Here is a 25,223-nt window from a genome sequence, read left to right on the forward strand (position 1 = left end):
AAGGCCGACAACAGCCTGCGTGGCCCCGTCGATGACGTCACCTCCGGAGCACAGATCATCACCGTGGCACCGATTTAAGGGGGAAGCATTCCCACGACGTAGCAAGAACATCGGAATAGCGATGGAACTCAAAACACACGTGCGAAAACGGCGGTGGACGACAGTGTCCGGGTACGGCCTCTTTGTCGCCCTGATGGTCGCCGGCTACTACTACAACATCACGTTCGTCCAGCTGGGACTCATTGACCTCGGGACGCGTCTCGTCGGAATGTCCGAGACTACCGTCTCGATGTGGATGGCGGCGCTGGCGCTCGTGACGCTCGTCGTCGCAGCCGTGACTGGCCTGACAATGGACCGCCGCGGCTGGAGCACGGACCTGCGAACGAAGCTTCGACTGCTGTTCGGCGTCGTCTGTGTCCAGTTCGCGCTCACACTTGTCGCCCCGATGATTCGTACCGTTCCCGCGTTCGGTGCATGGATCGTCTTCGCGTCGATCGGGCTCGGCGTCGGATTTCCCGTCTCGTTCTCGCTCGCCGTCGACCTCGTTCCGGTTCCAGACCGCGGCTACGTCGCAGCAGCGATCACCGCGATCGCCTACTTCTTGGCGAACGCAATCCCACTCTCCTGGTCAGTTGACGTCTTCAGTCAGTTAATGGTCGCCGCGATGGCACCGGGCCTCTTCGTGCTCGGCATCCTGTCGTTCACCAGCTTCGACCGTCTCGAGACGATACTCGACGTCCTCGGGGAACAACACGAGACGTACGGCACTGGACGGTTCTGTCACGGGGACCCGATTCGTGCGCGGAGTCTGGCGTTCGTCGTCCCACTCGTCCTGATGTTCGGCGTGTTCTTCATCGACAGCCTCGGGTTCCTTCGAATCATCGACACGCCGTCGCTCCTCCTGAGCTCCTGGCAGTCGCCGGAGTTCTCGACGCGCCTGTTCATCGCCGTCGCACACGTCGTCGGCGCGGTGATGGCCGGCGTCATCTACGCGAACTACTCGCTCTCGCGCATCTTCCTCTGGACGTTCGCACTGTTCGCCCTCACACACGTCATGTACACTTCCGATCTCCGGTTCGCCGAGTTGTTCCCAACCATCGCCGACAACGGAATGTCTCCCCTAAATCCGGCCCTGTATGCCGTGGCAGTGAGCTTCTACACGACGTTGAACTTCGCGCTCTGGCCCGACCTCTCTACGCCCGAGACGATCGGTACCCACTCCGCGATCGGCATCGGCGTCGCTGGCTGGCTCGCTACGTTCTCCAGCACCGCACTCGCGCTGTACTTCCAGGCGACCGAACTCACGCTCCTCTCCCACCTGAACGTGGTGCAGGCGCTCTCCCTGCTCCTCCTGTTCGGACTCGCGGTCGGACTGTACGCCAGACGGATGGTCGAACTCGCTCGCGCGAACAGAGGTGCGAGTGCATGAGTCCGACCGAAGCCATCCCACTCCTCATCGTCGTCCTGCTCATGATCTCCATCGGGGGCAGCGACGTACAGGAGATGTCCGTGACGTTTCAGGGCGAGACCGACGTCGACGCACTCGCGGACGTCCACGTTGTCGCCGGCGGCACCACCACCGTCCCCGGTGACGCGACTGTCGACGGCGACGTGTACGTGATCGGCGGCACTGCAGTCATCGACGGGGCAGTCGACGGCGACGTGACGCTCCTCAACGGCAACCTCTCGGTACACGACGGCGCATCCGTAACCGGAACCCTCCAGACGTATTCGGGCTCGGCTGCGGTCAGCGCCGACGCCTCGGTCGGGCGCGTGTCGCAGTTCGAGCCACCCACTCCGTCGAGTTCGCCCGCCCAACGAGTCGGAGGGTTCCTCCTGCAGTTCTTCGTCCTCGGCGCGTTCGGGTGGTGGCTCGTCAAGCGGCACCCGATAGTCATCGAAAACGTCGGTGCGGCCATCACCGAGCACGCGCTCGTCAGCGGCGTCATCGGTAGTCTTGGCGCAACGACCCTGCTCGTCCTCTTCGTCTACATGGCGTTCACACTCATCCTGCTCCCGCTCGCCATCGTCGGACTCTTCGCCGAGTTCCTGATCGTCCTCTACGGGCAGGCCGTGTTCGGGTATCTCATCGGGACACGCCTCCCGATCGAGCGCGACAGCGTCGCGACGATCGCAGGAATCGCCACGTTCCTGCTCCTCCTCGAAGTCTTGAGACTCGTCCCGTACCTCGGCGGGATCGCCCAACTGGCCGTCGCAGTCGTCGGGTTCGGCGCCGTCCTGAATACGTACTTCGGCCTCCAGCGATTCGATCCCATCACCATCCCGGGAGGAACCTAGACATGCACACAGCCCTCCCCCACTTACGATCGCCGTCGTTACGCACCTCATCACCGTTGGGCCGTCGCTTGGCGCTGCCCGTACGGCTCGCTAATGTATTTGTCAGCGGGGCACGATGCCTGCCCGTATGGCGGCGTCGAACGCGACTGGACTGGTGGGTCGAATATCGAAGCGGCTCGGGCGGTACGTCAACCACGACGACGTCCTCGTCCGATTTGTCTCCCTATGGGGCGTCGTCGCAAGCGTGTTCACGGCGGCGTGGATTCTCAGCTACCTCTCTCTCCCCCAAGGGTTGTTGGGCGGCGGGAACCCGGGTGCAGCCACGGGATACGCGGGGAGTATCACACGGGAGTTCCTATGGCTGTTCGGGTGGAACGTCGGTGTTTCGTTGATCGCGGTTGCCGCGAACACGCTCCGGTCGGTGAACACGCCGATGGGCTACGTCATCGAGGTCGTCCAGGCGCCCTGGTACGGGGCAGTCTGGGGGACCGGGTCGCTCGCCATCGGGACGGGGGAGCGCATCGTGCCGTCACTGGCCGTGCTCGTCGAACGGAGCGGCCCGATGGAGATCACGGCGTTCGTCGCGATTGTGGTCGCAACGCGGGGTGTGATGCTCTGGCACCAGAAATCCGGGCCCCGGTGGAAGGAAGAATTTGAACGGGTACGGTCCCCGAGGAGTTGGTCGCTGACGCGTCGCGAGTGGGCGCTTCTGGTCGGCGGGTACCTGCTGCTGGCAATCGCGTGCTACCGTGAAGCGGTCGCGATAGCACAGGTCGCCGGGTGAGGAGGGCGGATCGTGTGACCCCCGGCTGTGTCGGGTCCGGTTAGCTCAGATCGGCCCGGCGGAACCTGAGATATCCGACGAGTAGCGGGACGACAGCCCAAGCGAACAGGATAACCAAGAAGACCGCTGGATCGAGATAATTGGGTACTCGGCCGCCGATCCTCGCTTCCACGGCAGTTCCGCTACCGAGCAACAGCCGCTGGACGAGCGCGTTGTACGCTCCTGTCGGACTGAACCCCTGTAAGAGCAGGAACCAGGCGGGCACGACTCCGCCGGGCATCTCACCCGTGATTAGCAAATGAACCGCATTGGGGGCCAGATCCCAGAGTAGCGTCAGCCCGAGGTATGCTGTGATCGCCAGAGTCATCGCTCGGGCTCGTGTCGCCGTTACGGCCGAAATCCCGATGGCGATGCCGACGAATGAAACGCCGAGAAAGATAGTCAAGACCGCCGTTCCAATGAACGCTACCATGGGGAGTCCGCCGTAGAGAATCGCCGTGACCACACCCGATACCACGAACCCCAGTGCGAGACCGATCGCGACCACACCGCTCCGACCGAGAAACTTCCCGAGGAGCACTTCACCCCGCGACGGCGGGAGTCCAAGGATCACCTTCAGGCTTCCCGACTCCCGTTCGCCGGCGATCGCAAGATAGGCGGCGATCGGCGCCATGATCGGGACGAGAAGTCCCGCGAACTGCGAGGCACCGCCGATCGCCATCTCGGCACCTCCCTCGACATTCGGGACAAGTAGTGAGATGCCCGCGGACAGCGACGTCATCACAGCGATGATTACGACGATGCCCCAGATCATTCGTGACCGGAGGGCGTCGGTGAATTCTTTACGAGCGATCGTCAGCCAGATCGTGGCAAGCGTCATTGTTCAACCTCCGAAGCATCGGCCCGCAGAGGTACATCGCCAGTGTAGGCGCTGAACAGGTCTTCCAACGACGACTCCTCGATCGTTACGTCGAGAATTGCAGCGCCATCGTCGCGTATGCGGTCGATAACGTCGACTTTCGCTGTGGCTTCGTCGACGCTCACTCGAATAGTCCGGTCATCAACTGCGACGTCGGAGACACCGGCTAGAGCCTCGAGGGTCAGCGAGTCTGGGACGGCGTCGACTGTGAGTGTCACCGTCGACCCCGTTCCGAGCGCGTCGCGAAGCCCGTCGATCGAATCGATAGCGACGAGCCGTCCTCGGTTGAGTATCGCAACGCGGTTACAAACAGCTTCGACCTGACTGAGAATGTGACTGGAGAAAAAGACGGTCTTCCCCCGATCAGCGTGGTCTCGAGCGATCTCACGGACGAGGCGAACGCCGTTGGGATCGAGTCCCGATGACGGCTCGTCGAGAATCAACAGTTCGGGATCGCCGACGAGGGCGATCGCGAGGGCCAATCGTTGCATCATCCCCTTCGAATAGCCACCGACGACTCGGTCGGCAGCTGCAGCGTCGAGGCCGACTCGATCAAGGAGGTCGTCGACAATGTCGTCGGATTGCTTCAGCGAAATCGCGTACTCGAGATGTTTGCGACCGGTGAGCCGGTCATAGAGTCCATATCCGTCTGGGAGAATACCGACTCGCTCGTGGATCTCTCGTGTCTCATCTTGGGCATCGTACCCAAGGACAGTTGCACTCCCAGCCGACGGGCGGACGTAGTCCATGATCACATCGATCGTTGTTGACTTTCCGGCGCCATTCGGCCCGAGAAAGCCGAATATCTCGCCCTCGTAGACTGTCAGATCGAGATCGTCGACAGCGAGGACATCCTTCCCATAGCGTTTCGTCAGTCCTGTCGTCTGGATGGCAATCGCCCCGTTATTGGCCGATTCTCTCGAATCGGGCATCGAACGAGAAGGAGTTTCCATATTGCCTGTGTGTAGACACTCCTCAAAGTTCCATGGTACGAGTAATTCGCAACGTGATGGAATAGAAAATACGTTCTGATTCGGGCTATCCGTCGTGACTGTCGCAACCCTCGTACTCACCGCGAAATTCGTCTGAAATGATCGCTTGCAAGGTACCAAATTCTCCAGAGGCCAGCGGTTCCGGATACCCAGAACCGAGTGTCGGTTCTCATCGTCTGGAAAATGTCGTTGAACTTCAAGAAGTCTGCCGTCGTTTATTCACGTATGAATACATCTGTCGCAAGTGAATTTCGCCGAGTTTCCGAAACTGACCGCCAATTCCCGGCGTACGGGCCTATAGAGGCAGCCCTTGGCTACGTGCTGTTTTACGTCCTTATCGACCGCGTGACGCCGGCCATCGTCACGGTGTTCAGCGATACGGTTCTCGATCTGTCGCCCTCGTTCGTCCGATTTGGGCTCGCGACTGCGCTGTGGTTCATGCTCGTGGTCGTCGTCGTCGATCAGACGCGGCGCCAGCTCGCCGCGCTTGGGGTCGTTACGTACGACGATCTCCAGCTGCGTCTGTGGTCGCGCGTCACCGCGTCGTCGCTGAGAACAGCTGGGTACCTTTTGGCGCTTGTCGCCGGCACCGCCATCGCCGTGATATCGTTCGACCGTGCGGTCGAGGCCCTGCTGACGTTGATTCCCGTCGTCGCCACTGTCGATGTCGTCGCAGTCGACCTCACCGAGGTGTTCGTAATGGTCGTGTTCTTCGTCGCCTACAGTGTAGCGGCTCACTCCCTTGACAGGCTGGTGATCGGCGGGATTAGAGTACTGGCCTCCGGGTGAGTGGGTTACTATCCCCTACCCTCGTTGGCACTTTCAAAAGCATAGAATTGCTGTTGGAGATTCTCTTGACACGTAACGAGACCAAGATAGGTGATTGAGACCTTGTTGGAGCCCTCAAGCAGTAATAGGGTTCAATACTCGTGCTGAATATAGGGCACGCTGTGGCAGTAGCCCGTTCCGACAACTTGAGAAGACCCGGAGAACGTGGTGAAGGCGATGTACTCTCGATGAATTTCCGTCCAGAGTCACGGACTGACAGTTCGCTTCCAGTCGAATTTCCGGGGATCCATCCCCGGTTTGTTCGACCCGGATCTCGATCCCTGCGTTGTTCGGGTCCTCACAGGGGAGTTCACGACCACTAGATACACGGTCCGCATCACGCCCAGGGAGAGGGCGGCGATCAAGGCACTTCTGGACCGACTGACCGAATGTAGTTACCGTTTCCCTTGCGCCACCGTTTTTCCGACTCTTCGATCATTCGATCTTCTTCGCTCATCGATTCGACACGGAGGGTCAAGAGGTATGTTCTATCCGGAGTGATGAGTGTTATGAGCGACCGTGATGACCGAATCGAGCCGTTCTCCCCCCGTCGTCGAGGGACGGTCGATTACATGCGAACGGCGGGCCGGCGAAGCAACGTCCATGGCCTCGTTGAGTTCGACGTCACCGAGGCAAGGCAACGTATCCGGACCATCGAGGAGGAGACGGGAGAGCAACTCTCGTTCACCGCATTCGTCGTGTTCTGTCTCGCACGAGCTGTCGATGACCACCCCCACATCAACGCGTATCGTGATTGGCGTGGTCGGGTCCACGTATTCGACGACGTCGACGTGAACGTGCTCATCGAGACGACGGTCGACGGCGAGCGAATGGGCGTCCCCCACGTCGTCAGAGGGGCTAACGAACGGTCTGTCCGGTCGATTCACGACGAGATACGAACTGCCCAGAAGGCTCCGGATCCGACAGCGCTCTCGCGTCTGGAGACGATGGCGCTCCGACTCCCCGGGTTCGTCCGGCGGCTCGTCTGGCGGCTTCCACAGTGGTTTCCGCGGCGGTGGAAGGACATGGCGGGTACCGTCGCCGTCACTTCGGTGGGGATGTTCGGTCAAGGGGGTGGATGGGCAGTCAGTCCGACGAATTACACGTTGCAGGTGACCATCGGGGGAATCAGCAGGAAGCCGAGACTCGTCGACGGGGAACTCACCACCCGCGAATTTCTCGACCTTACGGTGACGTTCGACCACGACGTCGTCGACGGTGCGCCCGCGGCGCGGTTCGTTCAACGGTTGGGAGACCTCATAGAGGAGGCCCACGGAATGCCGACAGTAGACGAACAATGACAGGATATCACTGATGCGAGGTCGCATCGATAGTCCGAACAGCTCTCCCCGATCAGGTTCCCCTGGGCGGTCCGGTCGGCGGCCGGGATTCACGCGCCTCGTGTGGCTGACGACCGACGCCGCTCTCTCCTCTCACGCCGAGCCAGCAACCCCGCGCCGGTGACGCTGATGACCACGAGGGCCAGCAGCCACATGAGCACGGCATGGGAGACATTCATCGGAGCGAGGGCCACCCAGTCCGGGACGCCTTCGACGATCGCCCGATCCAGGTTGAGGGGGACCAGTCCTCCGGCGGCGTTCTCCGTCCCGTGCATGAGCATCGCCAGGAGAATGCTTCCACCGGAGCCGTTGTAGACCCACGCAATCAGGATCGAGAACGCGATGATGCCGGCGAAATAGGCGATTTGGGAACTCAGCGGCCACTGGGAGTGGATCGCCGTCGGATCGAAGAACAGCGGCAGGTGCCAGCCGCCCCAGAGCACCCCGATGATTACAGCAGCCCATAGGCCACCGTACTGCTCCTGGAGTTCGGGCTGGGCGAACCCGCGCCAGCCCAGCTCCTCCTGGCCGCCGCCGATCGTGGTGCCGAGTAGGATCCCTATACCGAGAGTGATCGGGTCGAACGCGAACGACGCGAAATCGACCGGGCCGCCGACCAGCTGGAGGACGGCACCGGAACCCAACGCGACGATCACGGGGACTCCGATGGCCGCGGCGTACCACTTCGGATGCACGCGCCAGCGGAGGACTCGTCCGAGCCAGTCCCGAAGGCTGTCCCCGCTGACGGAGAGGACAACCCCCGCGGCGATGGCCGGCCCGAGGGCGCTGAGAAAGCCGCTGATGATCCACCGCGTCCAGGAGGGCTCCATTCCCAGGAGCAGGACCGAGGCGTCCAGGCCCCAAGAGATGGCGTACGCGAGAAGGAAGAACGACGCTATTCGGTGGTTTCGTATCCAGTCCCCTATTCGTGAGGCCATGTCTGTAATCCGGCATCCACTTTCCGGAGGACCCGTGGTTGGGTCTTCTCTACCCGGCGACCTGGTTCGATCTCTGGCACTTCGCCCCGCAGGCCGTCCTGACGAGCGAGTTCCCCGGTGCGCCGTACTCGTTCGTCCTTTATGCGATCCTCCTCGGGCTCTCGTACGGGTACTACTCGTGGGTGACCGGGTCGATCCGATGGGGGACCGTCTCGCACATCGTCCAGGATTCACTGGGACTGGCCGGTGGGACGTTCCTCGCGGGCATGGGACTCCTCCTGTGACGGTGACGCAGCGTGGCCATCGATGCCGTATCGGAGCCAGTTCCGTCTGTTCCACTGTGACTCGGAGGGCACAGCATTTTCCCCCACGACATGGAGGCAAGGGCGAGGCTAGCGCGTAGGGTTCCTCGTGAACGTCAGGAACGGGGAGGAGGGGACAGTGAGGGGACGGGGCACGGTCGTCCGCCACCAACTCACCGGAGGGTAAGAAGCCCCACGACAGCGACGTTGATAGCCACGCCGACGATGCCCTTCTCGACCAGCAGGTCGAACCGGCCGTCCCACATCGCGACGAGGACGACCGTCGAAAGGACGGCAGCGCCGACCAGGACGGGCGTCGCCCAGTCACGACCGAGCCCATACCCCACGCCACCCACGAGGAACCCCACCGCGACGAGCACGTAAATGAGGCTCGCCAGCGAGAGGACTGTCCCCTCTGCCAGTAGGTCCGAGAGCAGCCACGACCGACCGTTCCAGCCCATCGCGTCCTCCATCTCGACCCACCCATGGCTCAGGACCACCTACCAGAGGAGGACGAGCCCATGTAGTACGAGGAAGACCGCGACCGCGAGTCCGAGCATCGCAGTCACTACTCCTGGCTCGGATCGCTCCCCGTCTCGGTCCTTCCCGTCCGGGCGAGTCGTTCGGCCCGGCTCCGTATCCCCTGGAGCATCCCGTAAGTCATCAGCGACGAAACCGGGTCGAGAGCCGCGAGGGAAGCGACTCGGACCACCGGGTTCTCGGGCAGGCGGATGCGCGAGCGAATCAGTAGCCGTGTCGTCGTCTCGTCGAGCGGATCGAGCACGAACGACCAGACCCACCTGGTCGGATCGTCGGGCGTTCGCAGGACTAGCGACCGCTCCGGATCGAGTGTGGCGACCTCGAGCGTCGCGTAAGCGGACTGGTCGCCCCCGCCGAGCCGGATCCGATCGCCCACCGCCAGGTCCTGCCACTCCGGGACGATACGGTCCGCGTTGTGGATGTCGAGTCCGACGAGGTTCTCCGCCAACTCGTAGCTGTAGAACCCGCCCTGCTCCTGGCCGAGCTGGCACAGCCACGGCCAGATGGCATCGGCCCGCGCGTCGATAGTGATCGCCATCGTCGACTCGGCGCCCGCGTCCGCAAGCAGGTCGTCACCCGGGAGCGACCGGCTGACCTCCATTGGCGTCGCGCCCCAGTTTAGCATCCGCGGGCGGAGGAGCTTCCAGTAAGCTGCCACGAGGAGTGCGACACCCGTCGTCCATCCGATCCGTCGCCGCCACCGCCCTATCGTCGTCGAGGCCGTGTTGTCCGATGCGAGCTGGTCACTCTCCCGAGCTGTGGTCATACGATTTCCTCCTGAATCAATATAGTCGCGCTGACGACATAGTCGTGAACCCTTCCTCGCTGAACCTTTGCCCCCGGGCGACCAATAGTACGGCGTTGGAGATGGACGTCACCCGGATTGCAATCGTCGTGCTCGCGCTCGCCTTCGTTGCGACGCCAGCGCTCGCACACGTGCCGGCGTTTCCCGGCGACAACACGAGCCCCGAGCGAGCACTCGTGGTTCCGGACGCGGCCAAGTCGTGGTCGTTCTACGACCGCCTGGAGCGCGGGCAGGCCAAGTACTACAGATTGACCCTCGAGGATGGCCAGCGGTTGCGATTCGGGGCCTTCACGCCATCGAGCGATGAGTTCACTCCCTCGGTAGTCTTGATGAGCGAGTCGGTGACCCGGACCGATCGGGTGCCGAGCGGAGTGTCCGTTCCGGAAGGAATGGGTACGGTAGTGTTCGAGGGCGAACGTCCCGATGCAGCGACCTACGAGCCGTTCACCCCGTCTGCGAACTATCACACGGTCAGCGTCGATCGGACCGTCGAGGAGGACGGGGTGTATCTGATGGCCATCTACGCGCCCGGGGACGCGAGCGGTCCGGTCGGCGTAACCATTGGATACGAGGAGGAGTTCTCGCCGACCGAGTACCTGACCGTCCCGTTCGACCTCGTTCGAATCCACCTCTGGGAGGGTCAACACCCACTCGTCGTCGCCGGTCCCTGGCTCGTTACCCTCCTCGGTGGCGCCGCACTGCTTCGCGTTCGACGACGCGATGACCGGGCACGTTCAATAATTCGCTACGGGTTGATTGGCGCGGGCTCGTTAATTCTCGGGACTGGTCTGAGTGCGCTCGTCCAAATAGGGATCGCGCTGTTTTCGGTCGGCCTGACAGCGGGAATGCTCGTCACGGCAATCTTCATCGTCGTCCCGGCGGTGTGTGGCGCCTGGGTGCTACGATGTGCGCTCCGCGACGACCTCGTGTTGGGGTTCCGAACGCGGAGCGGTCTTGCGGTCGCAGGAGCGGTGAGTCTGGTGACCTGGGCCGGGTTCATCGTCGGCCCGGCAGTACTGCTTCTGGCTACAGTGGTACCGACGAGATGGATCGAGCCATCGCGAGATCCGAAAAGATAATCCGTTACCCGACTGCGGTCATCGTCCGTTCGTGGTCAGCTGTGACGGTATCGAGCACCTTTCCCATCAGGTACCCAGCGAACGGGCCGATGAGCGTCCAGTACCGCCTGAATCATCACCGGGACGATTTGTCGACCGTGGCACTGCGTGCTTCGTAGGTGATGAGGGTCCGATCGGTACCAGAGGGACACACAGAAACGCCGATCGCCAGCTTCGCGTACCCCGGTTGATCGAACGATTCGAACTCATCGGCGTCGACGTCCGCCTCGGGGCACGGACCGTCGACGAGCGGCCAGCGACCTGGCTCATCTGGGGGCTATCGTCGTTGTCGTCCTCGCATTTGATACAGCGCATCTACTTGCCCCAGCGGAGATATTCCAGCTCACGCCCGCGGTCGTCGCCCGAGCATTCGTGCACAACGCCGGAAGAGGCACTCGCGTTTTTGAGTGAGAACTATCCGCAGGCGTTCACGGTAGCCGAGATCCACGCAGCTGTCTCCGACATACACTTGGAAATCTCCGCAAGCGAGGATACGCTTGCTGACCTTTTCAGTGGTATCGTTACTGCCGCGGACCACATCCTGACGAGAAGCGTACTGGAGACGTTAGTCGAGGAAGGGGATGTTACGAAACGAACGATCGCGGGTAAGGGAACGCACTATCAGGCTATCAAGGACTGACGATTACATCTGCAACCAGTTCCAGCTCCACTCTGCAGGCAATCACTAGATCACCTAGCCCCGTTTGTGTATGTACGAACCCGTCGCTCGGGAGTCGTCGACAAGAACGCCCTCACTACTCGAGAGACCTTCCTTTCTGTACGTGAGATTACACCCTACAAGTTTCAACAGAAGTAGCTCTGTTGAAACCCCCAGACCTTGACAGGAAGTGCGTGCAAGATACAGAGCGTGTATTCAGCAGCTTGTCGTCGTTCATTTCAACCAGTCTGCGTCGAAATAGCCGTGAGGGGGGGGGGGTGCAAATCTGATGCTGGCGACCCTATCAGAAACCAGTAATGTTGGCAGAGCCGTACTGCAATACACCGAGTGTGTGATGCCCAGCATCAATCAAATCGAGTCGGTGAAAAGCGGGCTAATCCGCAGTACTGGCCCTCATTCGGGAGCGATCTCTCGCCTATTCCGGGGTGGATGTGGCGGCATCTTGTCGTCTTTCGTCAGGGTTTTCGCCCCCCAGAGCACTGTGATGAGAGCGATAACCGCGAACCACAGCCCAATGTGGAATACCTCTGACCGCCCAGTCAGGTCGATCGTCTGGACGGTGAAATTGGTCCACCCATGCAACAGGATGATGGCGAGTATGCTCCGGGCTGTGTTGTTATACACCCAGGTGAACGCCACAGACAGCGGAACGATCCCGATCATGAACATCCAGAACTCCAACGTTCCGAACCCGACCATATCGTGCTGATACGACCCCGCAATGAAGAAGAGCGGGAGATGCCAGATCGACCAGATGACGCCCAGAATCAGGCCCGACACCAGCGCTGAGTGGTCGAGCTGTAGCCGGTCTAACGCATACCCGCGCCAACCCAGTTCTTCGAGAAGCGGCGGAAGCGTTGCGAAAAACAGAGTCGGGAGAAACACGATGGGGTTGGTGCCAACTTCGTACACCCACTCGCCCAGTGAGACACTCGTGCCGCCCAGGACGATATCCGCGAGCGCTGCGATGATCACCACGACCGGCGATAGGAAGAGAATGACAAAGAACCAGCGGAGGCTTATGCGGCGAACTTGCTTGACCCGATCCCAAAAATCCGTCCGGCCCGATTCATCGTACACGAGGTACACGAATCCGACACCGGCGGCGCCAGGGACGATGAGCCCCAGTAAGAGCAACAGAAGGCCGGCGGCGCTGTCGAATCTAAGGCCCAGAGCGATGGCCACCAGCCAGAACCCCCACGTAATGGCGAACGTCACGACGAAGAATAGCCAGGGGTTCCCGACAGAGACGGACGTGTTTCCAACCGTCGGCGGCGCAGTTTCTTGCATCCCAAAGTTAGTGCTGCCAGGGGTATAAGCCTCAGTGAGATTCACGGTCTCTCTGTGTTATGAGTAAGTGAGTGAACCAGCCTCCGAAACGTATACTGCAGTCGAAAGCGCGTGACCTGCGGTGTACTCTCGAAGGTCCGTCTGTAACACTGAGGCCGGGAAGATTGTGTGACCGACTCGCGCTCTCTATGCAGCACGGTCTCACCGACCTAATGAACGCCTGCCAGAAACGTCGGGACCGATACAGCGGCTGGATACAACAGGGCAGTGAAAAGCGAATCTGCCTTCGACCGCGTTGACCGGCGAGCAGCGCTCCTCCTCGTGCCGTATCTCCCGTGGATTTCGTTCGCCGCGTATCTCAACTACCGGTTCTGGGTGTTGAATTACCCCACGACCCCCCGCTGCTCCGGAGCAACGTCCTCAAACGGACCTTATTGGCCACTAACACTCGGAGAACGGCTCCACGGGATGGCTCTCGAGCACCCGATCCGGCGGAGGCCCTGCAAGATACCCGCCCTGTATGCGGCGAGGATGATGGGATTTTCCATCCGTTGAAGATCTCGACAGGGACGACGGGGGTCGTTCCCGTCCCCCGAGAACTGAAGATCCTATATATTGTCTCAGCACACGTCTTAGAAGGCGGTGAACCACCTATGACGCAATTCGAAACCCGCGAGCAAACTACCCTCTCGATTGGAGGGCTGGCGCTCGACAGCCGGAAGCTGGCGGGAACGTTCTTCCTCGTCCTCGCCGCCCAGTTCATGACGGTCATCATGCTCGCGGCCGCGATGGTCCCCGGTTACGACTTTCGGGGCGCCGCCATCAGTGACCTCGGCGTGTTCCCCGAGACGGCGCTCCTGTTCAACACGTCGCTGGTACTCGTCGGCGTGTTGAACCTCGCGGGTGGGTACCTCTTCTACCGCACCCACGGCAAGCGATGGCTGGTGGCGATCTTCGCCCTCGCCGGTGTCGGTGCGGTCGGTGCCGGGCTCTTCCCGCTCGATACGGGTGGACTCCACGGCCTGTTCGCGCTGCTTGCGTTCCTGTTCTTCAACGTCCAAGCGCTCGGAACGGCCACTCGACTTCGCGGCGCGATGCGAGCCCTGTCGGTCCTCGCGGGCGGTGTGGGCCTCGTCTTCGTCGTGCTGATGGCGCTCGGTGACGCCGGCAACGCGGCGGCGTTCGGCCCCATCGGCCACGGCGGCACCGAACGGATGATCGTCTACCCCGTGATGCTCTGGCTGGTCGCCTTCGGCGGCTACCTGCTCGCGAAGAGCGAGAGTGCCGAGGCATCCATCCCCCACGCTGCGTGAGCCCTCCATCAGACCTCCCAGTCGGAACTGGTCCGACCCTGTGCAAGCTCCCACACGCCTATTGCACTCCCCGCACATTTCGGGGACAGAACTCCCGACTGGCCACCATTCCCGCGAGGTTCCCCGCATGAAACACAGGTCGATTCACACCGCCGTCGTGCTGGTGCTCGTCACCGCACTCGTGAGCACGCCGGCCATCGCGACAGCCGCCACACCGACCGTTCGCTCGGTCGATTCGACCGACCTGTCCGACCCGGACGAGTTTGAACGCTGGCTCGACGAGACGATGGCCGACCAGCTAGAGCGACATCACGTCCCGGGTGCGGCCGTCGTCGTCGTCGACGATGGAGACATCCTCCTCGCGAAGGGATATGGGTACGCCGATCTGGAGTCCCAGCGACCGGTCGTCGCGAACGAGACTGTCTTCAGTATCGGCTCGACCGGCAAACTCGTGACGTGGACCGCCGTGATGCAGGGTGTCGAGGACGGTCGACTCGAACTCGACCGTGACGTGAACGACTACCTGAGTGACTCCGCTGTCTCCATCCCGGCCACCTATCCTGAACCGATCACTCTCGAACACCTCGGCACCCACTCGGCGGGCTTCGAGGACACGCTCGACGGGATGGTCGTTGACGAGCCCGGAAAAATCCGACCTACGGAAGAGATCCTCGCCGAACACCGACCGGCCCGCGTCCGGCCGCCGGGGGAGTTCGTCGCCTACTCTAACTACGGGACGGCACTCGCCGGACATGTTCTGGCCGAGCAGTACGACACGTCGTTCATCGAATACGTCGATGGACGAATCTTCACGCCGCTCGAGATGGACGATACCACGTACGCCCAGCCCCTCCCTACCAGGCTCGAACCACGACGGGCTATCGGATACACGTACCAGAACGGCGACTACCGGGCACACCCGCCCCTAATCTGGACGCTGCCACCCGAGGGTGGGTCGTTCCGGACCACGGGAACGGACATGGGTCGGTTCATGCTCGCCCATCTGAACGAGGGGACGTACGGCTCCGAACGCATTCTCGAGGCCGAGTCCGTCGAGGATATGCATCGTCGTCACTTCACGAAATCACGAGACGTTCCCGAACTCAACGGGATGGCCTACGGATTCATCGAGATGGATCGCAACGGCGAGCGGATCGTCGGCCACTGGGGTGACACTCCCCGCTTCAAGAGTCTGCTCGCGCTCTTCCCGGAGCGCGACGTCGGCCTGTTCGTCGTGTACAATGCGCCCGGAGGCGCCCCCGCTCGCTTCGAACTCCTCGAGGCATTCACTGACCGTTATTATCCCCGATCGGACGCCCCGCTCGTGGATCCCTCATCGGGGGCTGCCGACAGAACCGAAGCACTAACCGGCGACTATCGATCGCTGACGATCTCGGAATCCTCCTGGCAACGGATTCTCGGCGTGACGACTCGGACCTACACAGTCGGGGCGATCAACGACGGCTATCTCACAACCAGTCGACTCGGCGAGGGGACGCGCAGGTGGGTCGAACGCAAGCCCGGCGTCTACGAAGCGGTCGGCGGCGACGAGATACTCGTCTTCCGGTTCGACGAGGACGGCCGAGCGACGCACCTGTTCCAGGGGGCCTTCGGGCCGGCGACCTACGAGCGCGTCCCGTGGTACGAATCTCTAACCGTCCTGCAGAGCGTGCTCGCCACCGGAGTCATAGGGTTCGTCTCGGTTCTCCTACTGTGGCTCGGGGCACCACTCTGGCAGCGGGTACGCGACCGAACTGCTCCGACGAGGCGCGAGCGACTCGCCCGGGGACTCCTCGGTGTAGTGAGTCTCCTGTGGCTGGTCGTCCTGATGATCTTCCTGCTCGCCTTGCTCAATCTCAATGCGGAGGTCGCCTCACCGTCACTCGCCCTCCAAGCCGGGAAGATACTCCGTTACGTCGCACTCGTGGGGACAGCCGGTTCCGTCGTCGCGACCGGGTTCGTCTGGCGCGATGGCTACTGGAATACGGGACTCAGAGTACATTACATGGGAGCGACGCTCCTCGCGCTACTAGTCGCCTGGCAGCTATATCTGCTCCGTGTCCTGCCGCTGTAGAAATCCACAGTATCGACATGATCACGATAATACCGATCCACAGCCGGAGTATCGACCCATGAGCCAGCAGCGAATTCGCGGTATAGTGGACGGACGTCCCGTTGTAATGTTTTTCTTCTTGGCGTATGCCTTCTCTTGGGTCGGGTGGCTCCCGGTCGTCATCGGGATGGGGGAGCCGATTCGGACGCTCAGTTTCGTCGCCGGGGGATTCGGCCCCGCTCTCGCCGGCGCGGTGGTGACGTGGCTTGACGGCGGGTCCGTCTGGGCGTGGGTTCGACAGATCGTCCGCTGGCGCGTCGCACCGCGGTGGTACCTCGCTGCAATCTTCCTCCCGCTGCTCGTCGTCGGCCTGGCAAGCGTCGCTATCGTCCTTCTCGGTACCAACGTCGACCCCACAGTGCTGTCCGGACGGCTCTCGCTCGTGCTCGGGTCGTACGTGTTTGTCGCACTGATCGGCGGGGGGAACGAGGAGCCGGGGTGGCGAGGGTTCGCTCTCCCGAGACTCGAGGAATGGTACGCGCCGGTCCCGGCCACGCTCATTCTGGGTGTAGTCTGGGCGTTCTGGCACCTCCCCCAGCTGGTCGCGGATCCGAACGCCGTCTACAGCTTCGCGTGGCTCGTCGAGGAGATTCCTGGAATCGTCCTTCGAGTCGTCAACATCGTGGGCTTCGCATTCCTCTTGACGTGGATCTACAACGAGACGGAGAGCGTGCTGCTCGCACTGTTGCTCCACGCGGGCATCAACACGGCCAACAGCACACTGATTCCCCTTCCGATCGAGGCGATCACCGGCGAGAGCTTCATGACGGTGCTGATCGCGGTCGACATCGCGGTCTGGGTCGTTGCCATCGTGCTCATCGTCGGTACCCGTGGACAGCTGGGATACGACACCACACGGAACGCTGCCGGTCGTCAAGAGACCTGCTGACGCCTCGATTTAGCTGATATCGTCGCTGCACGTGACGGAAGAGTGGAGAGACCCGTCAAGGCGGATACCGATCTCGAGGTCAGTGGGTTCAGTATCAGACCTACACCGGCCACGCCTGCGCTCCAAACCGTCTGATGGCCATTGTTCTGAAGTACCAAGTACACCACCGTCGTGTTCGCGGGGACGTCTTCGAGTCTCGCACCGATGCCTTCTGCCGGTCTAACCGTGAACTCCCTCGTCGGCCCCCTGGAGTCCATCGTGGCGATCGCAGTCGCGTTTCTCAATCCCCCCCGAGGGCGTCGAATGACGACACATCGAAGCGGTGAGTCAATCCGTTCTCGTATGTGACCTCGAGGCTCTCGGTCTCCGGAGGAGTCGTGCTCACCCTGACGACGTAGCTTTCGTTGTGATTCGTATTAGCGGTTGAGCTGAACCTCGAGTAGTAGTCAGTTCCAACGGCCATTGTTAGTCGATCGATGTGGGAAACTCTCGTCTGCAGGCCTGGCTCATGGGTTTGCTGGGAGAACCATGCCGACCTGAAAGACGGATGCCGAGGTCATATTTGAAGTTGTTGAGCGCGAATCTCCATTATGGAAACAGACGAGTTGACGCATTCTGTCTGGGACATCACCGAGGACGAGTTTCCGGTTGCATCCCCGCTCAGGGAACAGGGAAAGTTCCTGCTCCGCTATGCGATTTTAGCCCCATCCAGTCACAACTCTCAACCGTGGCAGTTCGCGGTTCGGGACGAAACCATCGAAGTCACCTACGACGAGACACGGTGGCTCGAAGTCGCGGACCAAGACAAGCGAGAGCTATTCATCAGCATCGGCTGTGCTCTGGAAAATCTCTGTATCGCAGCCGAGCACTTCGACATCGGCTACAACATCACGTATCACGCCAACAAGGACGACAACCTCGTCTCAATCGTCACACTCGAGACCGAGAGCGAACCGTCGTTCAGCCGACCACCGAAGTTGTTCGACGAACTCACAGAGCGGTATACGAGTCACCAGTTGTTCGAAGACCAAACAATCTCCCAGGAAACGAGAGATAAGTTCAGTCGAACTATCGAAGAGGACGACGTGACGCTGTATCTGATCAATGAGTCCGAACAGAAGCGTTCTATCGGCGAACTCCAGGCCGACGCGGATGAAGCACAGATGGCCGACCCGGCGTATCGGAAAGAACTGGGCTACTGGGTCGGAATGGGCGCACTCGGAAGTTCGTGGCTCATGGCCCGAATCGGGCAGGCAGTCGTTACTCACTTCGATCTCGGTGAACGGGAAGGCCAAAACAACTCGAAACTCATCGAACGCGCGCCCGTCATCGCAGTGCTGGCAACCCACGCAGACACCCCCACAGCACGAGTCAAGGCCGGCCAGGTCTTCGAACGACTCGCCCTTCTTGCGAGTGCTGAAGACATCGCCGTCCATCCAATGAGTCAGACCCTAGAACGGCCAGAAATGCGAACAGAACTCGCTGCCAGGGCTGACACTGAAGGGGAGTATCCCCAACATCTGTTTCGTCTCGGGTATGTCGAGGAGGAGCGAACGCATACTCCCCGATGGCCACTCGAGTCACAACTCTCCTGAAATCGATAGAACCACCGTATACGAATCCGGTAGTTGATGAACCACTCGGCCCACCGTTCCCTGGATTGAGTCCAGAAATGAAACTATGTATTCATTCTGCGTGGCGGGAATGTACTCCCATGGCTAATCGGTAACCCGGATCTCATCACCAACCGCATACAGATAGCCCTTCAAGAGCAACTGGTCAACTAAGTAGACAGCTTCATCGCGATCAAACTCGAGTGCAACAACTGCTTCGATCGCGGCTGCACGCGGACAACCCGCATCCATCCCATCGACAACCTCCCGGAGGCACTCGAAGGCGTCTTCCTCACGCGGCGTGAGTGGAGTCTGGGAATTTCGCATCAGGCGAAGAATCGATTACGTGCCACATCAACCCTTGCACTGCTCGGGACACTCAGTAAACTCCTATCGCCTTGACCTGCTCTTGCTAGCGGTTTCGGATTGTGACCTCGGTTAGTTGCGCAACTTGTGCCGACCCTCTGTGCACATTTGTTGTTGCACAATAATCCTGCTACGTAGAGTGCTGCAGTTGCAAACCCGGTCGGTGATTCCCCCGAAATCAACCCGTCTCGATGGAGACATCGATACTCTCGTTCACTTCCTCGGGTCCATCTATATCGGAGGCAGACCGTGGCACGAACTTTTGCGGATCGACCGGTTCCATCCCGAGGCTCAACTCGTCTGGAGATAGTGATACGTCCGACCAATTTCTTCACTGAACGCAATTCTCTATAACAGCCGTGGTTTTACGGGGTGAGCTCGCTGCACTGAAGACAGAGCTTTATGGTTCACCTCTAAGAGCACAAACTTCAAACCTGACTCACTTGCATCTTTGGTCCGACAAACGTTTCTTCGGAAAATCACACAGAAGCACCGGCGTGGGCGTCTGCACGTCTATTCTAAATCCGATTAATAACTCTGAGAAAGAGTCCAATTATTTCTATCAACTTTCGGTGAGTCTGCGTAGTCATCCCGCACGGTGATTTTTGAACAGCCCATTCGAGCGACCTGTTTCCGAGTTGCTTGAGCCAGCTATAGATCGTTCATCTCTGTATACCTGCCACTCGGCAAACTCGGTTTGTGTGACTTGTACCCACTCACTACTGTAAGCTGTTGTGTCCTCTAATCTCGTGTGTGATCTGTCTCTCGGAACTCATCAGAATACGTGCGTCGTGTACTAAGATTCGGCAGTTCACAGAGTTAGTTTTCAATTAGTTCATCTGGTGAGAGAAGTGACCGATACGTCAACATAGTTGTTCAGTTCTCCTTTCGACGAACCGCAGATGTGACCTAAAAAGAGAGTGTACCGGAACCGACTGCGACCCGTTTCGTCACCTTACTCGACACCAACGACGGTTACCGGAACCGTTGCGTCGAGTATCACTGACTGCGTAACGCTTCCAAACAGGGCCTTCCCGGTCGGGCTGCGTTTCCGTCCGCCCATCACGATAGCATCCGCTTCGATGTCAGCTGTCAGATCGAGTATAGCTTCGGCGACCGGAACGTACAGTTCTCGTTGCTCTACAGCCAGCCCCGCATTTCGGAGGTGCTCGATCGCCGCAATGACTGCTGGACTCTCCTCGTCGTGATTCTCGTTCGTTCGGTTCGTGTCACGATACGCGTGTGCGATAGTAATGCTGACTTCAGCCAAGTCACCTGGCAACTCGATTATATGTCGTGCCTGTTCAACTGCGCGGTCGACGTTATCGTCGACAGGTACCACTATTTGGTACATACAACACTACACGCGAACATCCTATTTCAACTCACCTCACAGAGATCGACACTCGATCAGGCTCTTGTGCACAATTCGATAATCGTAAGGGGTCACATTCATCAGAGTACCCCGAATTTATACGGTCACCTGCCGCATCACTGAAACGATGAAGGCACGCCGCCAGTGGACAGCTGTGCTGTTTCTCTTCGTTCTGGGCGATGGCATGATTACACAACTCAGAGGAGCACTGCTTCCGAACTTCCAGCAAACCTTTGCTGTCTCCGAACAACTGCTCGGGTTCGTCGCACCGGCAGGTACCCTTGGCCTCGTGGCGACCGTTCTAGTCGTTGGGATGCTCTCCGGGCGACTCGACCTCCGACGGATGATTCTCGCCGGAACCGGTGCAACGGCTGTCTGCCTCCTCCTGGTAAGTATCACTCCCTCCTACGGATTCCTCCTCGTTGTGTTCCTCCTGCAAGGGGGGACTGTCGGTGTCGTCCGTGCGCTCGATCGACCACTCTTAGGACATCTATTCCCCGAACGTCGCGGACAGTTGTTCAACCTCTATGCGCTCATGTGGGCCTTAGGGGCGACTACCGGCCCGCTCCTCGCGAACGCAATCCTTGCTATCGGCGACTGGCGACTGGCGTACCTCCTCCTCACTGGCGTCTTTTTCGCTGTCGCATTCGTCGTCACACGACTCGATCGTCCGAGCGTGGTACAGGCGGAGAAGTCGCTCTCGTGGGCCGACCTCCGGGGGGTGCTTCGTCTTCCGTCCGTTCGCGGAATGGCCGCCGCACTCGTCGTGAGCGGCGCAATCGAAGGAACCGTCTTCACCTGGCTACCGTACTACGCGAGCCAGTTTTTCGCCCAGTCGACGGCGAATCTTCTCCTGTCGGGGTTTCTGGTGATGTATGTGCCCGGGAGACTTGCGTATGGCTTCCTCGCCGATCGCCTTCGGCCACTCAATCTGGTGCTGTCGCTAGCTGTCGTCGGACTTCCGATGGCTGCCATCGCCTTCGTCTCTGGGTCGACCCTCGGTCTCGTCAGTGGCACCCTCGGCCTCGGCCTCCTCGTCGCTGGGTTCTTCCCCACACTGTCGGCGTTCGGCGTCGGGTCTGCACCCGAGTATAGCGGCCCGGTAAATGCAATCGCTACGGCAGCGAATTTCACAGGTCTCTCTGCTGCACCAGTCGTCGTCGGAATCGTCGCAGACCGATACGATATCGCGACAGGGATGCAGTTGCTGCTACCGGCGCTGGGTTGTCTGGTCGTCGTTGTCGTGGTCACGCGGATTCACCTTGGGCGTCTCGATAGGTCTATCGTCAGAGCATGAGTCGAGCGAGTGCGCCGGAACGGGCCGCTGCTCAACCGTAACACCTACTATCCGAGGTCGACCTCTCTTTGTCGTATGCAATCAGTCCGCATAGCGGGTGTTGGCTCCACAGCGTTCGGTGTCTACCCAGAGCGTACCGGTCGTGACCTCTTCGCGGAAGCGGCCCGCGTAGCCATCGCTGACTCGGGCGTTCCACGAACCGACATCGATCGCTTGTGTTATGGGAACTTTGTCGGAACCATCGCCGAACAACAAGGGCATCAAGGACCGCTCATGGCAGCGGCAGCGGGGGTGAATATCCCGGCAACACGATACGAGAGTGCCTGCGCATCCGGCGGTGTTGCGCTGCGTAGTGGTGTCGAAGCGGTCCAGACAGGTACGGCTGACGTTGTTCTCGTCGGAGGGATGGAACGAATGACCAATCTCTCGACCGACCGGGCCACTGCGGGTCTCGCGATGGCAGCAGACGACCTCTACGAGAGTCGTGCGGGTGTGACGTTTCCCGGTGCATACGCACTCATGGCCCGGGCCTACATCGACGAGTTTGGCGGTACTCGTGAAGACCTCGCGGCCGTCGCCGTGAAGAACCACGACCACGCGCTCGACAACGACTACGCGCAGTTCCAGCGGGAGATCTCGGTCGCGGACGTTGTCGACGCACCGATTGTGGCGGACCCACTCGGACTCTACGACGCTTGCCCACTCACGGACGGAGCCAGTGCGGTCGTACTCGTCAGTGATCGATACGCCGAGCGGCATGACGTTAACACTCCAATTGCGATCACCGGTTCTGGTCAGGGAACCGATACGCTTGCGCTACAGGACCGGTCTTCACTTGTTCGGACACCCGCGACAGAACGAGCGGCAAGCGACGCCTATGCTGATGCCGGAATCACTCCTAACGCAGTCGACCTGCTCGAAGTCCACGACTGCTTTACTATCGCGGAAGTACTTGCACTCGAGGGACTCGGGCTCTATGACACGGGAACTGCACTCACTGCGGCAGCTGAGGGGGATACGACCTCCGATGGCGAACTCCCGGTCAATCTCTCTGGTGGGCTGAAGGCGAAGGGTCACCCCGTCGGTGCGACAGGGGTGAGTCAGGTCGTCGAACTCTCGAAGCTTCTCCGCGGTGATCACGCCAACAGCGACGCTGTCGACGACGCCTCTGTCGCAGTCGCTCACAATGCCGGCGGGACGGTCGCAAGCGCGGTTGTCCACGTCTTGGAGGCGAGTCGATGACAGACTCCCAGAATGCGGGCTACGATGACTTGCTCGACGCCGTTGACCTGAATCAAGGCTACTATCTCGTCTGTGAGTCTGGGCATGGCTCGTTTCCACCTCGACAGGTTTGTCCCAAATGCGGCAGCACTCATCTGGTCGAGAAGCCCCTTCCGGACACTGGCACTATCAGTACGTACACAGAGATCCAGGTCCCGACAGCCGAATTCGCCGAGGAGACGCCGATCGTCGCCATCGCCGACTTCGGTCCAGTCCAGTTGACGGGTCGAGTCTTGGCAGAGGGCAACGACGTCGCGATTGGAGTCAGAGTCTCACCGACAGTCACGACGTCTCAGGCTGGCGAGCGCCACCTCGCCTTCGATCTCCCAACACGGCGATAACACTATACTCCCAGACTCCAGTAGCTTGACCATGCAGAAACCTCTCGACGAGCAGACGCCAGCAGTTGCGGACTCGGCCTTCGTCTCCGAGATGTCTTACCTCATCGGCGATGTCGTAGTCAGTGAAGATGCCAGCCTCTGGCCATTCACCTGCCTCCGTGGTGACGGGGGAACCACAGTGGTTGGGACCGAAACCAACGTTCAGGAGTTTACGATGCTCCACGGAGCGGTTCTCGGCGACGAGGTGACCGTCGGTCACAACGTCGTCGTCGATTACGCAACCGTCGAGGACCATTCGCTCGTCGGGATGCAGAGTGCCGTCCTCCGCGGGGCGACGGTCGAGTCGAACTGTCTCGTCGCTGCTGGCGCGGTCGTCCTGCAGGGTCAGACGATTCCGGAAGGTCACCTCGCCTACGGTGCCCCGGCACAGACCAAACCTCTCACGGACGACCAGCGCGACGAGATAGCCCGCGTCCACGAGCACTACGTCGAACTCGGCCAGCGGTACAAGGAAACTGGGCAGTTCGAGTAGCTCTAGCAACTTCGAATCACTGCCTCTTCCCCGATAGTTTATGACGGTTGCTCCACCATCGATTGGTACGCGCAACTATGCCAGCCGAAGCTCACGACGAAAGACAAATCGTGCACGAACCGAGCCAGGAGTTCGTCGAGTCGACGAACGTCTGGACGTTCATGCAGGAGTACAACATCGAGGACTACGAGGAACTGATCGCCCGCACCTGTACGGATGTCGAGGGCGTCGAAGAGAGCGGTGTCGAGTGGTTCTGGGACGAGTTGGTCGACTATCTCGACGTCGAGTTCTACGAGGACTACGACAGCGTCCGGGACAATTCTGAGGGACCGCAGTTCTCCGAGTGGTATCCCGGCGGCCGCATCAACGTCGCCCACAACACGCTCGACAGGCACGCCGCCGTCGACAGCGAGAAACGGAACAAAGTCGCCTGCATCTGGGAGGGCGAGGACGGCGACGTCCGGGAGGTCACCTACCACGAACTCCACCGACAGGCCAACAAGGTCGCGAACTATCTGGAGTCCGTCGGCGTCGGCACCGGTGATACGGTGGGGCTGTACATGCCGATGGTCCCCGAAGTCATCTCGATCCTCTACGGCTGTTTCAAAGTCGGAGCCATCGCAGTCCCCATCTTCTCGGGGTTCGGCGTCGACGCCACCGCCACACGCATCGAAGACTCCGAGTGTTCGGTGCTGTTCACCGGCGACGGCTTCCAACGCCGCGGCAGCGAGATATTCCTGAAAGGGGCCGCAGACGACGCCATCGAGGAAGCGGACCACGTCGAGCACACGGTGGTCTTCGACCGGTTAGGCGCGAGTGAAGACGCCAGTGACACAGAAGTACCGTGGACCGACGACCGCGACGAGTGGTGGTCCGAGGCGGTCGAACCGCAGGACGACGCCTACGACACCAAGGAACTTCCCTCCGACCAGGAGTCGATGCTGCTGTACTCGTCGGGCACCACTGGAAAACCGAAAGGTATCGTCCACACCCACGCGGGCGTCCAGCTGCAGACGGCCAAGGAGATCCACTTCGGCTTCGACCAGAAGCCCTCGGACCGCTTCTTCTGGGTATCCGACATCGGCTGGATGATGGGTCCGTGGACGCTCATCGGCAACCACACCTTCGGCGGTACCATCTTCATGTACGAGGGTGCGCCCGACTACCCCGAACCCGATCGCTTCTGGTCGATGATCGACCGCCACAAGCTCACCACCTTCGGCATCTCGCCGACGGCGATTCGCGCCCTCCGCAAGTACGACGACGAGTG

Annotated in this window: 25 protein-coding genes and 2 pseudogenes; 18 read left to right on the forward strand and 9 right to left on the reverse strand. The window is 60.6% G+C overall.

The annotated features are described in order from the left end of the window. Positions 1-121 precede the first annotated feature (121 nt). The 3 genes from BSG17_RS17205 to BSG17_RS17215 all read left to right on the forward strand — a co-directional run bounded on the left by BSG17_RS17205 (position 122) and on the right by BSG17_RS17215 (position 3,082). Positions 122-1,429: an MFS transporter gene (locus tag BSG17_RS17205; RefSeq protein WP_089826296.1), complete on the forward strand. Its 1,308-nt coding sequence runs from the start codon at positions 122-124 to the stop codon at positions 1,427-1,429. Then, the gene (locus BSG17_RS17210; RefSeq protein WP_089826298.1) at positions 1,426-2,298 is read left to right on the forward strand and encodes a polymer-forming cytoskeletal protein; all 873 of its coding nucleotides are present in this window, start codon (positions 1,426-1,428) and stop codon (positions 2,296-2,298) included. Before BSG17_RS17205 ends, BSG17_RS17210 begins: the two co-directional genes overlap by 4 nt. Before the next feature lie 127 nt (positions 2,299-2,425). Continuing rightward, entirely contained in the window at positions 2,426-3,082 is a 657-nt protein-coding gene (locus BSG17_RS17215) for a hypothetical protein (RefSeq protein WP_089826300.1), read from the forward strand. Positions 3,083-3,122: 40 nt separating this feature from the next. Here BSG17_RS17215 and BSG17_RS17220 read toward each other — a convergent pair whose 3' ends face one another. Further along, entirely contained in the window at positions 3,123-3,962 is an 840-nt protein-coding gene (locus BSG17_RS17220; protein ID WP_089826302.1) for an ABC transporter permease subunit, read from the reverse strand. After that, a complete protein-coding gene (locus BSG17_RS17225; RefSeq protein WP_170864845.1) occupies positions 3,959-4,954 on the reverse strand; it encodes an ABC transporter ATP-binding protein in 996 nt (331 codons plus the stop codon). The genes BSG17_RS17220 and BSG17_RS17225 overlap by 4 nt, the downstream gene beginning before the upstream one ends. Before the next feature lie 264 nt (positions 4,955-5,218). On the opposite strand from BSG17_RS17225, the gene BSG17_RS17230 reads away from it, so the two are divergent. Continuing rightward, positions 5,219-5,782, forward strand: a complete 564-nt coding sequence (locus BSG17_RS17230; RefSeq protein ID WP_089826306.1) for a hypothetical protein — start codon at positions 5,219-5,221, stop codon at positions 5,780-5,782. Positions 5,783-6,330: 548 nt separating this feature from the next. Further along, entirely contained in the window at positions 6,331-7,122 is a 792-nt protein-coding gene (locus BSG17_RS17235) for a 2-oxo acid dehydrogenase subunit E2 (RefSeq protein ID WP_089826348.1), read from the forward strand. Positions 7,123-7,211: 89 nt separating this feature from the next. Here the strand turns inward: BSG17_RS17235 and BSG17_RS17240 are convergent, their stop codons facing one another. Beyond that, the gene (locus tag BSG17_RS17240) at positions 7,212-8,099 is read right to left on the reverse strand and encodes a CPBP family intramembrane glutamic endopeptidase (protein WP_089826308.1); all 888 of its coding nucleotides are present in this window, start codon (positions 8,097-8,099) and stop codon (positions 7,212-7,214) included. Positions 8,100-8,137: 38 nt separating this feature from the next. Between BSG17_RS17240 and BSG17_RS17245 the strand changes: the two genes are divergently transcribed. Then, positions 8,138-8,383, forward strand: a complete 246-nt coding sequence (locus BSG17_RS17245) for a CPBP family glutamic-type intramembrane protease (RefSeq protein WP_170864842.1) — start codon at positions 8,138-8,140, stop codon at positions 8,381-8,383. Positions 8,384-8,574: 191 nt separating this feature from the next. Here BSG17_RS17245 and BSG17_RS17250 read toward each other — a convergent pair whose 3' ends face one another. Together BSG17_RS17250 and BSG17_RS17255 are read right to left on the reverse strand one after the other, a co-directional pair. Then, a complete protein-coding gene (locus BSG17_RS17250; RefSeq protein ID WP_089826312.1) occupies positions 8,575-8,901 on the reverse strand; it encodes a hypothetical protein in 327 nt (108 codons plus the stop codon). A 68-nt stretch (positions 8,902-8,969) separates the two neighbouring features. After that, on the reverse strand, positions 8,970-9,707 hold the full coding sequence (locus BSG17_RS17255) for a hypothetical protein (protein ID WP_211609187.1): 738 nt from the start codon (positions 9,705-9,707) through the stop codon (positions 8,970-8,972). A gap of 101 nt (positions 9,708-9,808) precedes the next feature. On the opposite strand from BSG17_RS17255, the gene BSG17_RS17260 reads away from it, so the two are divergent. Together BSG17_RS17260 and BSG17_RS17265 are read left to right on the forward strand one after the other, a co-directional pair. Further along, positions 9,809-10,825 (forward strand): hypothetical protein, encoded by a 1,017-nt coding sequence (locus BSG17_RS17260; protein WP_089826314.1) that lies wholly within the window; start codon positions 9,809-9,811, stop codon positions 10,823-10,825. 226 nt (positions 10,826-11,051) lie between these two features. Then, positions 11,052-11,504: a hypothetical protein gene (locus tag BSG17_RS17265; RefSeq protein ID WP_089826316.1), complete on the forward strand. Its 453-nt coding sequence runs from the start codon at positions 11,052-11,054 to the stop codon at positions 11,502-11,504. Between the two features lie 432 nt (positions 11,505-11,936). Here the strand turns inward: BSG17_RS17265 and BSG17_RS17270 are convergent, their stop codons facing one another. Further along, a complete protein-coding gene (locus BSG17_RS17270) occupies positions 11,937-12,833 on the reverse strand; it encodes a CPBP family intramembrane glutamic endopeptidase (RefSeq protein WP_089826352.1) in 897 nt (298 codons plus the stop codon). 282 nt (positions 12,834-13,115) lie between these two features. Here BSG17_RS17270 and BSG17_RS27895 point away from each other — a divergent pair. The 5 genes and pseudogenes from BSG17_RS27895 to BSG17_RS17300 all read left to right on the forward strand — a co-directional run. Further along, a pseudogene (locus BSG17_RS27895) lies at positions 13,116-13,217 on the forward strand (tryptophan-rich sensory protein); the annotation flags it as partial. Between the two features lie 269 nt (positions 13,218-13,486). After that, positions 13,487-14,146, forward strand: coding sequence for a DUF998 domain-containing protein (locus tag BSG17_RS17280; RefSeq protein ID WP_170864843.1), 660 nt, complete (start codon positions 13,487-13,489; stop codon positions 14,144-14,146). Positions 14,147-14,273: 127 nt separating this feature from the next. Next, entirely contained in the window at positions 14,274-16,220 is a 1,947-nt protein-coding gene (locus BSG17_RS17285; protein ID WP_089826318.1) for a serine hydrolase domain-containing protein, read from the forward strand. Positions 16,221-16,326: 106 nt separating this feature from the next. Beyond that, the gene (locus BSG17_RS17290) at positions 16,327-17,148 is read left to right on the forward strand and encodes a CPBP family intramembrane glutamic endopeptidase (protein ID WP_244531582.1); all 822 of its coding nucleotides are present in this window, start codon (positions 16,327-16,329) and stop codon (positions 17,146-17,148) included. 590 nt (positions 17,149-17,738) lie between these two features. Beyond that, the gene (locus BSG17_RS17300) at positions 17,739-18,743 is read left to right on the forward strand and encodes an Acg family FMN-binding oxidoreductase (protein WP_089826324.1); all 1,005 of its coding nucleotides are present in this window, start codon (positions 17,739-17,741) and stop codon (positions 18,741-18,743) included. A gap of 123 nt (positions 18,744-18,866) precedes the next feature. Here BSG17_RS17300 and BSG17_RS17305 read toward each other — a convergent pair whose 3' ends face one another. The 3 genes and pseudogenes from BSG17_RS17305 to BSG17_RS17315 form a co-directional block, all read right to left on the reverse strand. Next, a complete protein-coding gene (locus BSG17_RS17305) occupies positions 18,867-19,088 on the reverse strand; it encodes a hypothetical protein (protein WP_089826326.1) in 222 nt (73 codons plus the stop codon). Between the two features lie 85 nt (positions 19,089-19,173). Continuing rightward, positions 19,174-19,460, reverse strand: a pseudogene (locus BSG17_RS27900) (transcription initiation factor IIB); the annotation flags it as partial. 622 nt (positions 19,461-20,082) lie between these two features. Next, positions 20,083-20,481, reverse strand: a complete 399-nt coding sequence (locus BSG17_RS17315) for a universal stress protein (RefSeq protein ID WP_089826327.1) — start codon at positions 20,479-20,481, stop codon at positions 20,083-20,085. A 148-nt stretch (positions 20,482-20,629) separates the two neighbouring features. Here BSG17_RS17315 and BSG17_RS17320 point away from each other — a divergent pair, with 148 nt between their 5' ends. The 5 genes from BSG17_RS17320 to BSG17_RS17340 all read left to right on the forward strand — a co-directional run. After that, positions 20,630-21,799: an MFS transporter gene (locus BSG17_RS17320; RefSeq protein ID WP_089826329.1), complete on the forward strand. Its 1,170-nt coding sequence runs from the start codon at positions 20,630-20,632 to the stop codon at positions 21,797-21,799. Between the two features lie 75 nt (positions 21,800-21,874). Further along, complete coding sequence (locus BSG17_RS17325) at positions 21,875-23,041, forward strand: thiolase domain-containing protein (RefSeq protein ID WP_089826331.1); 1,167 nt, start codon at positions 21,875-21,877, stop codon at positions 23,039-23,041. After that, positions 23,038-23,421, forward strand: a complete 384-nt coding sequence (locus BSG17_RS17330; protein ID WP_089826333.1) for a Zn-ribbon domain-containing OB-fold protein — start codon at positions 23,038-23,040, stop codon at positions 23,419-23,421. The genes BSG17_RS17325 and BSG17_RS17330 overlap by 4 nt, the downstream gene beginning before the upstream one ends. 31 nt (positions 23,422-23,452) lie before the next feature. After that, positions 23,453-23,953: a gamma carbonic anhydrase family protein gene (locus BSG17_RS17335; RefSeq protein WP_089826335.1), complete on the forward strand. Its 501-nt coding sequence runs from the start codon at positions 23,453-23,455 to the stop codon at positions 23,951-23,953. A 77-nt stretch (positions 23,954-24,030) separates the two neighbouring features. After that, the coding region (locus tag BSG17_RS17340; RefSeq protein WP_139246679.1) for an AMP-binding protein at positions 24,031-25,223 on the forward strand (1,193 nt) is incomplete at its 3' end.

This window comes from Halogranum amylolyticum (assembly GCF_900110465.1).
Taxonomy (GTDB): Archaea; Halobacteriota; Halobacteria; order Halobacteriales; family Haloferacaceae; genus Halogranum; species Halogranum amylolyticum.

Excerpts from the sequence above, each read along its gene's own strand:
- BSG17_RS17220 (WP_089826302.1), bottom strand. The coding sequence starts at position 3,962 with ATGACGCTTGCCACGATCTGGCTGACGATCGCTCGTAAAGAATTCACC.
- BSG17_RS17255 (WP_211609187.1), bottom strand. The coding sequence starts at position 9,707 with ATGACCACAGCTCGGGAGAGTGACCAGCTCGCATCGGACAACACGGCC.
- BSG17_RS17335 (WP_089826335.1), top strand. The coding sequence starts at position 23,453 with ATGCAGAAACCTCTCGACGAGCAGACGCCAGCAGTTGCGGACTCGGCC.
- BSG17_RS17235 (WP_089826348.1), top strand. The coding sequence starts at position 6,331 with ATGAGCGACCGTGATGACCGAATCGAGCCGTTCTCCCCCCGTCGTCGA.
- BSG17_RS17325 (WP_089826331.1), top strand. The coding sequence starts at position 21,875 with ATGCAATCAGTCCGCATAGCGGGTGTTGGCTCCACAGCGTTCGGTGTC.
- BSG17_RS17240 (WP_089826308.1), bottom strand. The coding sequence starts at position 8,099 with ATGGCCTCACGAATAGGGGACTGGATACGAAACCACCGAATAGCGTCG.
- BSG17_RS17315 (WP_089826327.1), bottom strand. The coding sequence starts at position 20,481 with ATGTACCAAATAGTGGTACCTGTCGACGATAACGTCGACCGCGCAGTT.
- BSG17_RS17230 (WP_089826306.1), top strand. The coding sequence starts at position 5,219 with ATGAATACATCTGTCGCAAGTGAATTTCGCCGAGTTTCCGAAACTGAC.
- BSG17_RS17215 (WP_089826300.1), top strand. The coding sequence starts at position 2,426 with ATGGCGGCGTCGAACGCGACTGGACTGGTGGGTCGAATATCGAAGCGG.
- BSG17_RS17260 (WP_089826314.1), top strand. The coding sequence starts at position 9,809 with ATGGACGTCACCCGGATTGCAATCGTCGTGCTCGCGCTCGCCTTCGTT.
- BSG17_RS17225 (WP_170864845.1), bottom strand. The coding sequence starts at position 4,954 with ATGGAAACTCCTTCTCGTTCGATGCCCGATTCGAGAGAATCGGCCAAT.
- BSG17_RS17280 (WP_170864843.1), top strand. The coding sequence starts at position 13,487 with ATGACGCAATTCGAAACCCGCGAGCAAACTACCCTCTCGATTGGAGGG.
- BSG17_RS17305 (WP_089826326.1), bottom strand. The coding sequence starts at position 19,088 with ATGCGAAATTCCCAGACTCCACTCACGCCGCGTGAGGAAGACGCCTTC.
- BSG17_RS17320 (WP_089826329.1), top strand. The coding sequence starts at position 20,630 with ATGAAGGCACGCCGCCAGTGGACAGCTGTGCTGTTTCTCTTCGTTCTG.
- BSG17_RS17290 (WP_244531582.1), top strand. The coding sequence starts at position 16,327 with ATGTTTTTCTTCTTGGCGTATGCCTTCTCTTGGGTCGGGTGGCTCCCG.
- BSG17_RS17205 (WP_089826296.1), top strand. The coding sequence starts at position 122 with ATGGAACTCAAAACACACGTGCGAAAACGGCGGTGGACGACAGTGTCC.
- BSG17_RS17330 (WP_089826333.1), top strand. The coding sequence starts at position 23,038 with ATGACAGACTCCCAGAATGCGGGCTACGATGACTTGCTCGACGCCGTT.
- BSG17_RS17285 (WP_089826318.1), top strand. The coding sequence starts at position 14,274 with ATGAAACACAGGTCGATTCACACCGCCGTCGTGCTGGTGCTCGTCACC.
- BSG17_RS17270 (WP_089826352.1), bottom strand. The coding sequence starts at position 12,833 with ATGCAAGAAACTGCGCCGCCGACGGTTGGAAACACGTCCGTCTCTGTC.
- BSG17_RS17210 (WP_089826298.1), top strand. The coding sequence starts at position 1,426 with ATGAGTCCGACCGAAGCCATCCCACTCCTCATCGTCGTCCTGCTCATG.
- BSG17_RS17300 (WP_089826324.1), top strand. The coding sequence starts at position 17,739 with ATGGAAACAGACGAGTTGACGCATTCTGTCTGGGACATCACCGAGGAC.